Below are 13,740 nucleotides of genomic sequence, written 5' to 3'. Positions count from 1 at the left end.
GCTTGTTCTCCGTGCAGAGGTTGGAATTCAGAGATCCAGCAGCCAGCTGTGCTGCGGATCGTTATGGAATTGCCAGACGCGTTTCGGGCCCGCCATCACGTTCAGGTAATACGACTCGTAGCCGTACGGCACACTGACCGGGTGATAACCCTTGGGCACGACCACAAGGTCGTTGTTTTCCACGGCCATGGCCTGATCGATGCTGCGATCGTCGGTGTAGACCCGTTGGAACACGAAGCCCTGGGGCGGGTTGATCTGGTGGTAATAGGTTTCTTCGAGAAAGCTCTGGTGCGGCAGGTCGTCGGTGTCGTGCTTGTGCGGCGGGTAGCTCGACGAGTGCCCCGAAGGCGTGCGCACTTCCACCACCAGCAGCGAATGGGCCGGCTCGGTGTCCGGCAAGATGTCGCAGACGTAGCGGGTATTGGCGCCCTTGCCGCGCACGCTGCGTTTCATGGTCTCGGGTTTGATCAGCCGTGGGCCGAGGTTCTCGGTTGGCGCACCGGGCGCCGCGCAAACGGCGATCTGCACATCACTCAACGCGACAATCCGGGCCTGACTGCCGGGTGGCAAGTACGCGGCGAACGGGGATTTGTCTTCAAACACCGACTGACGATCCCCAAGGTTGTCCCAGTCGAACACGCCCTGCCCCGGCGTTTCACCCTTGATGCCGACCCGGCCGCTGAGCAGCACCAGGCACAGTTCCTTGTCACCGGCAGAGACCGGCAGGGTTTCGCCGAGGCTCAAGCGGTAAGCGGCGAAACCGACGTATTCAAGTTCACCTTTGCCCAACTCGACCATGGTCCGGCCACGGGCATTGCTTTTGACCAGCTGGCTCATCGTGCCGTCCTCTCGTCGAGCAGCGCACGCAAGGTGTCGAAGCCTTTTTTGGCATAGACGTAGCTCGGGGCCACCGCCGGGTCCTGCTCGGCCTCGACCACCAGCCAGCCCTGGTAATCGGCCGCCAGCAGCACGTCGAGCAGTTCAGCGAAGTCGATGTCGCCATCTCCCGGCACGGTGAAGGTGCCGTTGATGATGCAGTCCGGGAAGCTCCACAGATTGTTGCGCGCCAACTGCACTACCGGTTTGCGCACGTCCTTGAAATGCACGTGGCAAATGCGTGAGATGTGTTTGCGCAGCACCTGCAAAGGTTCACCGCCCCCCATGTAGCAATGACCCGAATCGAACAGCAGGCCGACTTCACTGCCGGTCAACGCCATCAGGGTGTCGATGTCCGACGGGGATTCGACATAGGCGCCCATATGGTGGTGATACGCCAGGCGTACACCCTGTGACAGGGTGAAACGTGCCAGCTCGGTCAGTTTGTCAGCGTATTCCTGCCACGCCTGTTCGGTGTGAAAACGCGGGCGTTCGACCAGAGGTATACGTTGCCCTTGAATGGAATCAGCGACTTCACCGTAAACCAGCACCTTGGCGCCGTTCTTCGCCAGCAGCTCGACATGGCTGGCAATGGCGTCGATTTCCTCGGCCACGGAGCGGCGTGCCAGGCGACTGGAATACCAGCCGGACACCAGCGCCAGGTCATACGGGCGCAGTACATCGCCAACGCCTTTGGCGTCCTTGGGGAATTTGCCGTTGAGTTCGAAGCCTTCGTAGCCGATCTCCTTGCCTTCGCCGAGGGCGGTGCTCAGCGGCGTCTCGCCACCGAGGGACGGCAGGTCGTCGTTGCTCCAGGAGATCGGGTTGATGCCAATTCGGATAGCGGGCATGGCTGCACCTTTTATTGTTTTCTGAATTTCCGTTTAATCTGAGGCCGCCTTCGCGGGCAAGCCTCGCTCCTACGGGAAGCTACGGTGATCTGTAGGAGCGAGGCTTGCCCGCGAACAACGATAACGCGGAGTCGCGTCAAGCGCGGGCTGTGCGCCAGGCATCGATCAATTCGACAAACGTGCCCTGTACCTGTCGAATCAGCGCCTCGTCGTCGATTTCCCCGGCCAGCCACGCACGGCTTGGCTCCTGGAAAATAGTTCGCCCCACGGCAAAACCGCGACAGGTCCGGCTCTGGCTCGCCTGTTGAAAGCCTTCGGCCAACGTCGCCGCCGGGGCATTCAAGCCCAGCAACACCACGCCTCGGCAGTACGGATCGCGCTCCTGGATCAGCTCGTCGAGTTGTTTCCACTCCTCGGCGCTCTGGGCTTCGATCTTCCACCACGCCGGGTAGATGCCCAGGTTGTAGAGGCGCTTGAGCGCGCGATACAACACGTCCGGGTGCGTCGAGGGATGATCCTTGGGCGGGATGATTTCCAGCAGCAGTTCATGACCGCTGACTTGCGACGCCTGGTACAAACCCTTGATCTGCGCTTCCTGCTCCAGGCGTAGCATTGGCTCGTCGTCCGGGTGAAATTGCACCAGGCATTTGATGATTTGCTCTTGCGGCCAGGCAATCAGGTTGCTGCCGATCGAACGCCCGTGTTCGAAGGCCAGTGGACGGGAGTTTTGTATCTCGACCGGCCGCGCCACCCACCAGCCACGACCGGTGGCCGTGTTCAGCGAGTCCTGGCCGAAACGCTGGTCCGCCAGCAGCCCGACATCGGCCTCGATGCCCTGCTCGCGCAAATCGCGTTCGACCCGCTCCACGGCTTTGATAAAGAGCTGTTTGAGTTCGCTGATGACGCCGAGGTCGCGACCGCCCTTTTGCGCCAGTTCCACCAGTTGCCAGCGATGGTCGAAGGCAAAGATGAACAGTTGCTTCCACGGCTTACGCGACACACTGACCTGATGCAGGCGTTGCAACGTGGCGTCCTGATCCGGCCGGGTAATCGGCACCGGACTGTTGAACAGGTAATCGAGCTCGGCACGGGTCGGCATCGCCGGGGCGCAGGCATGGCGTGACACCACCAGGCCACCGCAGGCATTGGCCATCCGGCAGCAATGCTCGTCGCTGGCATCCTCCAGCCAACCGCTGAGGAAGCCGGCCATAAAGGCATCGCCGGCCCCCAGTACGTTCAACACTTCGACCCGCACGCCGGGATAAATCGCGCCATCTTCCAGACGCTCCGGGATCACCCCGTGAATCACCGTGCAGCCTTGCGGGCCGAGCTTAACCACCAGGGTCGCGTCGCTCAATCGACGGACGTTGCGCAGCGCGGTGAGCAAGTCCTCGGAACCACCGGCAATCAGAAACTCTTCTTCGGTGCCGACAATAAGATCGAAACGCGGGAGGATTTTCTGCACATGCTGACTGACGTTCTGGTCGGCAATGAAGCGGGTTTCGCCATCGGCCTTGCCGGCAAGCCCCCACAGGACCGGGCGGTAGTCGATGTCCAGAACCCGTTTGACGTTGTGTTTTTCGGCATAGTCCAGCGCCTGGATGCTCGCCTTGTAGACGCCGTCGGTGGAGAAATGCGTGCCGGTGATCAGCAAGGCTTTGCTGGAAGCGATAAAGGCTTCGCTGATGTCTTCGGCCCGTAGCGCCATGTCGGCGCAGTTTTCGCGATAGAACACCAAAGGAAAGGTCTCGCGGTCCTTGAGGCCGAGCAACACCATCGCCGTCAGGTGCTCCGGATCAACGTTGATACCACTGGTGTCGCAGCCTTCGCGGGCCAGGGATTCGACCAGGAAACGCCCCATGTGGTCGTCCCCTACCCGGCTCAGCATCGCCGACTTGAGCCCCAACCGGGCGGTGCCGAAAGCGATGTTGGCGGACGATCCACCGAGGTACTTGGCGAAGCTGCTCACATCCTCCAACCGCGCCCCGACTTGCTGCGCATAGAGGTCGACACCCAGTCGCCCCAGGCAAATCAGATCCAATTGGCGTCCACTGGCAAAACGAGTCTGGCCCATGCTGGCTCCTGTTATTTTTATCAGCCTGTGTTCAGGACGATGACCGTGCCGAACACTCTTGGTGGATGCAGACTAAAACGACCGGGACCGAACAATCAATAATTATTCCAAATAATTTTTACGTGGAATATTTTTTCCAATAAGCTTCATTACAAGCACTCCAGACGCGGTGCATCGTTTCAGCAAGCCTCACACTACCGCAAGCCCATGATTTTGTTCGGGCCTACCCTGTAGACTGCGCACAGCCAACCTATTGTCCTGGGACGCGGTGAAACATCGTCGCTATAAGAACAAGCCAAGAACAAGCCAGAAGGATTCCTTATGTCCCGCACCGATCAGCCGGATACGACCGAGAGCACGCCCGAGAGCGATCTTGTCAGCCCCCCGATCAATGCCGAGCGTCTGCTGCAGCTGATCACCAATGAATACGAAAGCCTGCCGCGCCAGCTCAAACGCATTGCCAGTTACATGAGCCAGCAGAGCGACCGGATCATGGTCGACCGCATCAGCGACATCGCTCGCGAGTGCGAAGTGCACCCGTCGGCCATCGTGCGGTTTTCCCAGCGTTTCGGCTTCAGCGGTTTCAGCGAAATGCAGGCGCTGTTCCGCGAGGCGTATACCCACAAAACCACGCCGGTACAGAACTACCAGCAGCGCATTCGCAGCATGATCGCCAACAAGTCGCAGAAAGCCAGCGGCGGCGACCTGGCGCGCGAATGCATCGACGCGACCCTGTCGGGCATCGAGCGACTGGGGCTGGAACTCGATGACCAGGCCTTCGACAAGGCCGTGGACCTGGTGGTCAACGCCGACAACATCTACGTGGTCGGCGTGCGTCGTTCGTTCGCGGTAGCCGATTACCTGGTCTACAACCTGCAACACACCAACAAGCGCATTCATTTGGTGTCTGGGCTCGGCGGCAGCTACCGCGAGCAGATGCGCAGCGTGCGCGCCAATGACCTGGTGATCGCCATCAGCTTCACGCCATACGGCAAGGAAACCCAGCACTGCCTGCGCATCGCCCAGCATCATCAGGCGAAAACCCTGATCATCACCGACAGCAATCTCTCGCCCCTGGCCAAGCGCGCCAACACCCTGCTGCTGGTCAACGAAGGCAGTTCGTTTGCGTTCCGTTCATTGAGTGCGACCCTGTGCCTGTGCCAGGCGTTGTTTATCGCCGTGGCCTATCGACTGGAGTTGAAGGTCGATGAGATTCACGAACAGATCGGGTTCGACGACTGACCCGGACACGGGTGTTACGGTTCCGCATACGGCGACTCAGCGACCAGATGTAAATATTTATTCTAAAAATTGAAACAAGAGAATATTTATTCTATAAATTGGATCTCTGAAAACAAGAATCCAAAGGATCCTGTCATGCGCGAACTCGGAATCGGACTTATCGGCACGGGTTTCATGGGTCGTGCCCATGCCCTGGCCTTTCGCAACGTCAGTGCGGCATTCGAACTGCCCTTCACGCTTCGCCTCGCCGCCCTGGCCGACGCCGATCCCGTTCGTGCGCAAGCATGCGCCACTGCCTGGGGCTTTGAGCAGGCCCATGGCGACTGGCAGCAATTGATCGACGACCCCAAGGTCAACCTGATCGCCATCACCACCCCCAACCATCTGCACTACCCGATGGCCATGGCCGCTCTTGCCGCCGGCAAGGCGGTGTACTGCGAAAAACCGCTGGCGGTGAACCTTGAACAGGCGAATGCCATGCACGTGGCGGCCAAGGATGCCGGCGTGGTCACCCGTGTCGGCTACAACTACCAGCACAACCCGATCATTGGCCTGGCACGTGAATTGATTCTGAGCGGCGAACTCGGCGAGATCATCAGTTTTCAAGGCGAATTCAGCGAAGATTTCATGGCCGATCCAGCGTCCCCCTGGTCGTGGCGCTGTGAGGCCGGGCATGCCGGCGGGGCATTGGCGGATCTGGGCAGTCACTTGCTCGCCATGGCGCGCCATCTGCTGGGTAATGTCGAAGCGGTGTGCGCCGACTCCCAGACTGTGCACCGCCAGCGCCCGGTCACGGCCGGTAGCCAGGATCAACGCAGCATTGCTGTCGACGATCACGCCCATGCCTTGCTGCGCTTCACCAGCGGCGCCCGTGGCACCTTCAGCAGCAGTTGGCTCAAGCACGGTTACAAGAATCATCTGAGCTTCGAGATCAGCGGTACCCGAGGCACCCTGGCGTTCGATCAGGAACGCTTGAATGAGTTACGCCTGTGCCGCGCCGGCCAGGACGGTTTCCAGCGTTTACTCGCCGGACCGGACTTGCCCGGTTACGCAGCGTTCAGTCCAGCGCCGGGGCATCAGTTGGGCTACAACGAGTTGAAGACGCTGGAAGTGCATGAGCTGATCATGGCCTTGGCTGGCCACGGACAAGCCGGCACCGATTTCGAGCAAGCCTTTGAAGTGGAGCGACTGGCGACGGCGATTCGATTGGCGGCGCGGGAACAGCGCTGGGTCAATATCAGCGAGGTCTGATCGCAATAGGCGTTGAAGAACGCCAATTGCTCTGCGTGCTGCGGGCGTTTTGCGAGCGGCGCAGACAATCACCCGCGCTAAACTCCGACATCATCAAACTTTCCCCGCCAATCGCTCCGGCCACCTTCACGCCAGCACCAAGTCCCCCGGATGATCAGGACTGCTGCCCAATCCTGTCAGCGTGGATAATCCTGCGACTCATGGGCTTTCACCGAACCACGAGGCACTATTCCTCGTGGACCTCAGACTCATTACTGGCCAACGAACGTCCCTCACATGATCAACGAGAACAAAGGCATACAGTCCGTCGAGCGCGCGATGATGATCCTTGAAACCATCGCAGCGGCGGAGGGCGAAATCCGCTTGGTGGACCTTGCGGCGCAATCCGGACTGCACAAGAGCACCTTGCACGGCCTGCTCAATACACTGGCCGCCATGGGCTACATTGCCCGCCGTGGCACCCACTATGCGTTGGGTTTGCGCCTGCGCGAAATCGCTCAACCGTTGAACGACGCCGATGCGTTGCTGCGTGAAGCCTTTGCCCCTGCGCTGCGCACGCTGGCCGAACGCAGTGGCGAAACCTGTTTCCTCGCAGCGCCCTGTGGCACCCGCGAATACCTCTACATGGATGCCCTGGAAGGCAGCGGCAACTTGCGCGTTGCAAGCCCGCGCGGGCGTCGCGCCGGGCTGACCACCTCGGCCATCGGTAAAATATTCCTGGCCTTTGACGAGGACCTGCGTCGCAGTCTGCGTCGAGCGGACTTGCTGCCTGCGGAACTGGAAATCGAGTTGGCCGGTATCGTCACCCATGGCTACGCGTTAGACCTTGAAGAAGCCGAGCCGGGGCTTAACTGCGTCGCCCTGCCCCTGCGCTTGCAAGGTCGCGTGGTGGCGGCGCTCGGTGTTGCCGCGCCCGCCTCACGCTTGCCCAAGACAGCGTTGTGCACGTTGGCGAACCACGCCATGCGCGAAATGTTCGACATGCTCAAACTTTAACCGCCAATGGCCTGGGGCATATTCCCTTGAAAAGCAATCGTCGGGATCATCGCGTTCCTGTCGTTTTATTCAATGGAGTCCCGAATGTTTGAGCAATTGTCCCAGCAGGTCATTAACCGTGCACAAGCGCAGGCGCGTGATCAGGGTTTCGCCGTCTGCATCAGCGTGGTCGACGATGCCGGACTTCTGCGCCATTTCGTGCGCATGGATGACGCTGTGCCAGGCGCCATCGATGTTTCGCTGAAGAAAGCACGCACGGCTGCGTTGTTTCGCACCGACAGCGCCGAACTGGGTATGGAAGCGCAACCGGGCGGAGCCATTTACTCGCTGGAGGCTACCAACGGCGGCCTGATCAGCTTTGGCGGTGGCGTGGTGCTGCGTGATGAACACGGCAAGGTCATCGGCGCCGTTGGCGTTGCCGGGGCGACCGTCGAGGCGGATCAGGTGATTGCCCTGCAGGCAGCGGGTCGCCCATGAATCCGACCACGCAACGTATTCACCCTGGCGTGGTGGCGCTGGCGGTGACCGCTTTCGCTATCGGAATGGCCGAGTTCATTGTCGTCGGCATTCTCCCGGCTATCGCCTCTGACCTCGACATCCCACTGGCGCGCGCGGGAAGCCTGGTCGGGCTGTACGCGTTGGCGCTGGCACTGGGCACGCCGCTAACCGTTCTGGCACTGGCGCGCCTGCCGCGCAAACCGGTGCTGCTGGCATTGATTGCGTTGTTTCTGGGCGGGAATCTGCTGGCAGCGCTCTCCACCGATTACCTTTGGTTACTGGCAGGACGCATCATCACCGCGCTTGCTCATGGCAGTTTTTTTGCCATCGGTGCCACCGTCGCCGCCAGCCTGGCGCCAAAGGGACAGGCAAGCAAAGCCATTGCCGTGATGTTCGCCGGCCTGACGCTGGCGATGGTCATCGGTGTGCCGATTGGCAGCATCCTGGGTAACGCGATGGGGTGGCGGCTGCCGTTTTATGCGGTCGCGCTGCTGGCTGCCCTGGCCTTGATAGCCAGTGCGCGGTGGTTGCCGAACGTGCCGACGCCACCGTCGGGCAAAGCTCTCACTCAGCTGGCGGCACTCAGGCACCCGGCCATTCTGGCGATGATGGCCGTGACCGTGTTGGGTTTCGGTTCAAGCTTTGCCGCCTTCACCTTTATCACCCCGATCCTCACCGACATCAGCGGCTTTTCCACCGCGACCGCCAGTTTGTTGTTGGTCGTATTCGGCGCTGCGACCCTGGTCGGCAATCTGGTCGGGGGCCGACTCGCGGCCACGATGGGCTGGCAATCGGCGCTGCGAATGATCTTTGTGCTACTGACACTCGTGCTGGCGGCGGTCGCACTGCTGTTGCCCTATCAACTGCCGATGGTAGTGATGCTGTTTTTCTGGGGCGCGCTGGCCTTCGGTCTCTCTCCCGCCGCCCAGGCCGGCATGCTGGCCACCGCCGAACGCTATACCCCGCACGCCGTGGCGTTCGCTTCGGCGCTGAACATTTCGGCCTTCAACCTCGGTATCGCCTTGGGCGAAACCAGCGGCAGTGCCCTGGTCGCCAATGGGCAAATGGCTCTCACACCCTGGGCCGGTGTCGTGACCGTGATCCTTGCGCAGTTGCCGCTGATCTGGTTGCTGTCGCTCAACCGAAAAGACTCGCTTGAGCAATTTGCATAGTGCAATGGCGAACACCACAAAAGCAGAAGCCCGGCTTGCCGGCGATGGCGTCTTGGAGATCGCTATCGCCGGCAAGCCGGGCTCCTACAGTGGTGTGTTGCTTAAGCCTCGTGCATCAACAGCACTTGGGCCCGGCCTTGCTTCCGTAACGCGCTTCCTGGCGTTCCCGGAAGAACACCTCGTAACTCATCACCGGTTTGTCCGGATGTTTGGTCTGCATATGCTCGACGTAAGTATCGTAGTCGGGCATGCCGACCATCAGGCGCGCGGCCTGACCGAGGTATTTACCGAGGCGACTCAGGTCATTGAACATGCTGCACTCCTCGATCACGCATTCGGCAGGGCCTGGAATGGCGCTTCTTTATCCGTGCGCTCCTTGGTTCCCCACGCGGCAATGCCGACCTTGAGGGCAAAGAACAGGATGCTGAACACCACCAACAGGAACAGCGCGGTCAACGTCGCATTGGTGTAGGCGTTGTAGATCACGTGCTGCATCTGCTCGATGCTCTTGGCCGGGGCGAGTACCTGACCGTTGGCCAAGGCGTCGCTGTACTTCTTGGCCAGCGCGAGGAAGCCGATGGCCGGGTTGGCGTCGAACAGCTTGATGAAGCCGGCGGTGGTGGTGCAGATCAGCAGCCAGACCGCTGGCAGCATGGTCACCCAGACGTAGCGCTGGCGCTTCATTTTGATCAGCACAACCGTCGCCAACATCAGCGCGATACCGGCCAGCATCTGGTTGGAGATGCCGAACAGCGGCCACAAGGTGTTGATGCCACCCAGCGGATCGATCACGCCTTGATAGAGCAAGTAACCCCACATCGCCACACAACCGGCGGTGGCGATCAGGTTGGCGGTCCAGGATTCGGTGCGTTTCAGCGCCGGCACGAACGAGCCGAGCAAGTCCTGGAGCATGAAGCGACCGGCACGGGTACCGGCATCGACTGCGGTCAGGATGAACAGCGCTTCAAACAGGATCGCAAAGTGGTACCAGAACGCCATGGTGTTTTCACCCGGCAGGACGTGGTGCAGGATCTGCGCGATACCGACCGCCAGGGTCGGTGCACCGCCGGCACGGGCCAGGATGGTGGTTTCACCGATGTCCTTGGCCACCGCTTGCAGCGCTTCCGGGGTAATTGCAAAGCCCCAGCTGCTGACAGTCTGCGCAACCGAAACAGCATCCGCGCCGACAATCGCCGCCGGGCTGTTCATGGCGAAGTACACGCCCGGATCGATCACCGATGCCGCAACCATGGCCATGATGGCGACGAAGGATTCCATCAGCATGCCGCCGTAACCGATGTAGCGGGCATGACCTTCACTGGCGAGCAGCTTCGGCGTGGTGCCGGAAGCGATCAGCGAGTGGAAACCCGATACCGCGCCACAGGCAATGGTGATGAACAGGAACGGGAACATACCGCCCTTCCACACCGGACCGGTGCCATCGATGAACTGGGTCAGTGCCGGCATTCTCAGCTCGGGCATGGTGATCAGAATGCCGATCGCCAATGCCACAATGGTGCCGATTTTCAGGAACGTGGAGAGGTAGTCACGCGGTGCCAGAATCAGCCACACCGGAAGCACGGCAGCCACGAAACCGTAGCCGATCAACATCCAGGTGATTTGAATGCCGGTGAAGGTGAAGGCCTTGGCCCAGACCGGGTCAGCGGCAATCTGCCCGCCCAGCCAGATCGAGCCCAGCAGCAGGAACACGCCGATGATCGAGATTTCACCGATGCGGCCCGGACGGATGTAGCGCATGTAGATGCCCATGAACATCGCGATCGGGATGGTCGCCATCACGGTGAACATGCCCCAAGGGCTTTCGGCCAGGGCTTTGACCACGATCAGCGCCAGCACCGCGAGGATGATGATCATGATCAGGAAGCAGCCGAACAGCGCGATGGTGCCGGGGATGCGGCCCATTTCTTCACGGACCATGTCGCCCAGGGAGCGACCGTTGCGGCGGGTGGACATGAACAGGACCATGAAGTCCTGAACCGCACCGGCCAGCACCACGCCGGCGATCAGCCAAAGCGTGCCGGGCAGATAGCCCATCTGCGCCGCCAACACTGGACCGACCAGCGGGCCTGCGCCGGCGATGGCTGCGAAGTGGTGACCAAAGAGTACGTGCTTGTTGGTCGGAACGTAGTCCAGACCATCGTTATTGAGTACGGCGGGAGTGGCTCGATTGGGGTCCAGTTGCATCACCTTGTTGGCGATGAACAGGCTGTAGTAGCGGTATGCGACGAGGTAGATGGCGACGGCTGCGACTACGATCCAGAGGGCGTTGATCGCTTCGCCGCGGCGCAGGGCCACGACACTTAGCGCAAACGCTCCCAGAACAGCCACGGCAAACCAGGCGAGGTGTTTAGCCAGACGGGGCATAGCGTGTCTCCTGCCGACAGCTTGTGACTGCGGCGGTAATTTTTATAATTGTGTCCGCTGTGCGGAGCTGGCCCAATATCCGCGCATGCCGTCTACAAATAAATCCGCGTTACTACGTACGCGCCCTCTACGTAGTTCTACGTAGAAACGCAAAACCTGTAGGAGCCAGCTTGCTGGCGATGGTGGCGTGACTGATACACCGCGTCGTCTGGATCGCCAGCAAGCTGGCTCCTACAATTTCGCGTCGTCCAGAAAGCCGCAGGTCATTCCGTCCAGCAGCGCTACTGGACGCGCGCATCTTTGGCATATGATGCCGGCCTTCGCCTTCCCCCGATCCGGACAGGAGCCCAGATGCAGCTCAAACACAAAATCGTCGCGCTCGGGATTCTGCCGCTGGTGTTGGCGATCGCTGTCATCTGCGGGCTGGTGATTTCCCTGAACCGCCAGGTGGGTGATCAACAGGCGCAACTGATCGAAGACAGCATCCTGGCGAGCAAGCGCGCCGAACTGAAAAACTACGTGGAAATGGCGCAAAGCCTGATCGCGCCGCTGTACGACGACGGCCACGGTGACGAACACGCCCAGCAACGCGTGCTGGAAGAGCTGCGCAAACTCAGCTTTGGCATCAATGGCTACTTCTTCGTGTACGACCGCGAAGGTCGCAGCCTGATGCACGCGCGACAGTCGGAACTGGTCGGCCAATACCTGTGGGACATGAAGGACCCGCACGGCCTGCCGGTGATTCAGGCCTTGCTCAAAAGTGCGCAATCGGGCGAAGGCTTTCAACGCTACGCCTGGAACAAGCCCTCTTCCGGCCAGGTCACCGACAAGCTCGCCTATGTGGTGATGCTGGATCACTGGGGCTGGATGCTCGGCACCGGCATATACCTTGAGGACGTCGAGCGCGCGACCCAACAGGCGCGTGACGAGGTGGCCCAGGGCATCCGCAAAACCATGCTGGCGATTGCCGCCGTGGCCCTCGTGGCCGTGCTGTTTGTCTTTGCCAGCGGCATGACACTGAACGTCAGCGAGCACCGTCTGGCCGACAAAAAACTGCAACGCCTGACCCAGCGAATCGTCAGTTTGCAGGAGGAAGAACGCTCGCGGGTTTCCCGTGAACTGCACGACGGCATCAGTCAGGTGCTCGTCTCCATCAAGTTCCAGTTCGAACTCGCCAGCCATGTGCTGGAGAATGGACAAGACAAAGGGTTGAGCATTTTAAGAGAGGCCACGGAACGTCTCGGCGAAGCGATTGGCGAGGTGCGCAGCCTCTCCCACGACCTGCGCTCATCCTTGCTCGACACCCTGGGGCTGTCGGCGGCCATCGGTCAACTTGCCGAGGAATTCGAGCAACGCAGCGGCCTCACCGTGACCTACAACGACAACGAATTCGACTGCCATCTGGTCGATGGCGCGGCGGTTTCGTTGTTCCGCATTGTGCAGGAAGGCCTGACCAACATTGAACGCCATGCACAGGCAAAAAACGTTTCCATCAACCTGCACGGTTCTGAAGAATCCATCCGGCTGACGGTGATCGATGACGGCATCGGCTTCAACGTTGCCCAGGTCGAACGTGGCCATGCCGGCATCGGCTTGCGTAATATCCGTGAGCGTGTCGAGCACTTTGGCGGCCGGTTCGAGCTGATCTCGGTGCCGGGAAGAAGTGAGCTGGACGTGCTGCTGCCCATGAAAATGCCCGGCACAAAACGCTGATCAGACAATAAGAGTGAATGCCCGTGATTAACCTGCCCTCCCCGATCCGCGTCGCCCTGGTCGACGATCACTCCCTGGTTCGCGACGGGATCAAGGCGCTGCTGTCCGTCATGGCCCCGCTGGAAGTGGTGGGTGAAGCCGAGAATGGCGCGGACGCCATCGAGATGGTCGGACGCTGCCAGCCTGACCTGCTGCTGGTCGACATCAGCCTCAAGGACATGAACGGGCTGGAGCTGACCCGGTTGCTGCGCAGCCAGTACCCGTCGCTCAAAGTGCTGGTGCTGAGCATGTACGACAATTATGAATACGTGAGCGAGTCCGTGCGTTCGGGTGCCAGCGGCTATGTGCTGAAGAACGCGCCGTCACGGGAAATCATCGCCGCCATCGAAGCCATTGCCAGCGGCGGCACGTTCTACAGCGCGGAAATTGCCCAGCGGCTCATTGCTGATAAAAGTACCGACAACGAGCTGACGCCGCGTGAAAGCCAGGTGTTGTACAAAATGGCCCAGGGGATGAACAACAAGGAAATGGCCCGCGACCTCGACATCAGCGTGCGCACGGTTGAAACCCATCGCCTGAGCATCCGCCGCAAACTCAACATCGACAAACCGGCGGCGCTGGTCAAATACGCTATCGACCACGGGATCATTTCCCCATAAGCCTGCCGAACACTACCCCCTGT

Annotated in this window: 12 protein-coding genes; 7 read left to right on the top strand and 5 right to left on the bottom strand. The window is 60.5% G+C overall.

The genetic code is table 11. From position 1 onward, the window contains the following. Positions 1-27 precede the first annotated feature (27 nt). From iolB to KGB27_RS07845, 3 genes are all read right to left on the bottom strand, one after another. A complete protein-coding gene (gene iolB, locus KGB27_RS07855) occupies positions 28-837 on the bottom strand; it encodes a 5-deoxy-glucuronate isomerase (protein WP_223553817.1) in 810 nt (269 codons plus the stop codon). After that, positions 834-1,727 carry a myo-inosose-2 dehydratase gene (iolE, locus tag KGB27_RS07850; RefSeq protein WP_223435177.1) on the bottom strand — a complete coding sequence of 298 codons (894 nt, stop codon included), beginning with the start codon at positions 1,725-1,727 and terminating at the stop codon, positions 834-836. The genes iolB and iolE overlap by 4 nt, the downstream gene beginning before the upstream one ends. A gap of 136 nt (positions 1,728-1,863) precedes the next feature. Further along, positions 1,864-3,801 (bottom strand): bifunctional 5-dehydro-2-deoxygluconokinase/5-dehydro-2-deoxyphosphogluconate aldolase, encoded by a 1,938-nt coding sequence (locus KGB27_RS07845; RefSeq protein ID WP_223553815.1) that lies wholly within the window; start codon positions 3,799-3,801, stop codon positions 1,864-1,866. A gap of 321 nt (positions 3,802-4,122) precedes the next feature. On the opposite strand from KGB27_RS07845, the gene KGB27_RS07840 reads away from it, so the two are divergent. From KGB27_RS07840 to KGB27_RS07820, 5 genes are all read left to right on the top strand, one after another. Further along, positions 4,123-5,043 carry a MurR/RpiR family transcriptional regulator gene (locus tag KGB27_RS07840; protein ID WP_223553812.1) on the top strand — a complete coding sequence of 307 codons (921 nt, stop codon included), beginning with the start codon at positions 4,123-4,125 and terminating at the stop codon, positions 5,041-5,043. A 135-nt stretch (positions 5,044-5,178) separates the two neighbouring features. Further along, positions 5,179-6,294 carry a Gfo/Idh/MocA family protein gene (locus KGB27_RS07835; protein ID WP_207284602.1) on the top strand — a complete coding sequence of 372 codons (1,116 nt, stop codon included), beginning with the start codon at positions 5,179-5,181 and terminating at the stop codon, positions 6,292-6,294. A gap of 276 nt (positions 6,295-6,570) precedes the next feature. Then, entirely contained in the window at positions 6,571-7,290 is a 720-nt protein-coding gene (locus KGB27_RS07830; RefSeq protein WP_207284603.1) for an IclR family transcriptional regulator, read from the top strand. Between the two features lie 84 nt (positions 7,291-7,374). Continuing rightward, the gene (locus KGB27_RS07825; protein WP_008039127.1) at positions 7,375-7,767 is read left to right on the top strand and encodes a GlcG/HbpS family heme-binding protein; all 393 of its coding nucleotides are present in this window, start codon (positions 7,375-7,377) and stop codon (positions 7,765-7,767) included. Further along, entirely contained in the window at positions 7,764-8,960 is a 1,197-nt protein-coding gene (locus KGB27_RS07820) for an MFS transporter (protein ID WP_223553810.1), read from the top strand. The genes KGB27_RS07825 and KGB27_RS07820 overlap by 4 nt, the downstream gene beginning before the upstream one ends. Positions 8,961-9,075: 115 nt before the next feature. Here the strand turns inward: KGB27_RS07820 and KGB27_RS07815 are convergent, their stop codons facing one another. Then, positions 9,076-9,273: a YbdD/YjiX family protein gene (locus KGB27_RS07815; RefSeq protein ID WP_007900300.1), complete on the bottom strand. Its 198-nt coding sequence runs from the start codon at positions 9,271-9,273 to the stop codon at positions 9,076-9,078. 14 nt (positions 9,274-9,287) lie between these two features. Continuing rightward, complete coding sequence (locus KGB27_RS07810; protein ID WP_008024713.1) at positions 9,288-11,345, bottom strand: carbon starvation CstA family protein; 2,058 nt, start codon at positions 11,343-11,345, stop codon at positions 9,288-9,290. Between the two features lie 351 nt (positions 11,346-11,696). Here KGB27_RS07810 and KGB27_RS07805 point away from each other — a divergent pair, with 351 nt between their 5' ends. Next, complete coding sequence (locus KGB27_RS07805) at positions 11,697-13,058, top strand: cache domain-containing protein (protein WP_008036355.1); 1,362 nt, start codon at positions 11,697-11,699, stop codon at positions 13,056-13,058. 26 nt (positions 13,059-13,084) lie between these two features. Further along, positions 13,085-13,717 (top strand): response regulator, encoded by a 633-nt coding sequence (locus KGB27_RS07800; RefSeq protein ID WP_017339266.1) that lies wholly within the window; start codon positions 13,085-13,087, stop codon positions 13,715-13,717. Positions 13,718-13,740 lie beyond the last annotated feature (23 nt).

Source organism: Pseudomonas sp. BF-R-01 (genome assembly GCF_019946615.1).
GTDB lineage: Bacteria > Pseudomonadota > Gammaproteobacteria > Pseudomonadales > Pseudomonadaceae > Aquipseudomonas > Aquipseudomonas migulae.
Note: the sequence above shows the minus strand (reverse complement) of the source record. Positions and strands in the feature narration are given on the sequence as shown.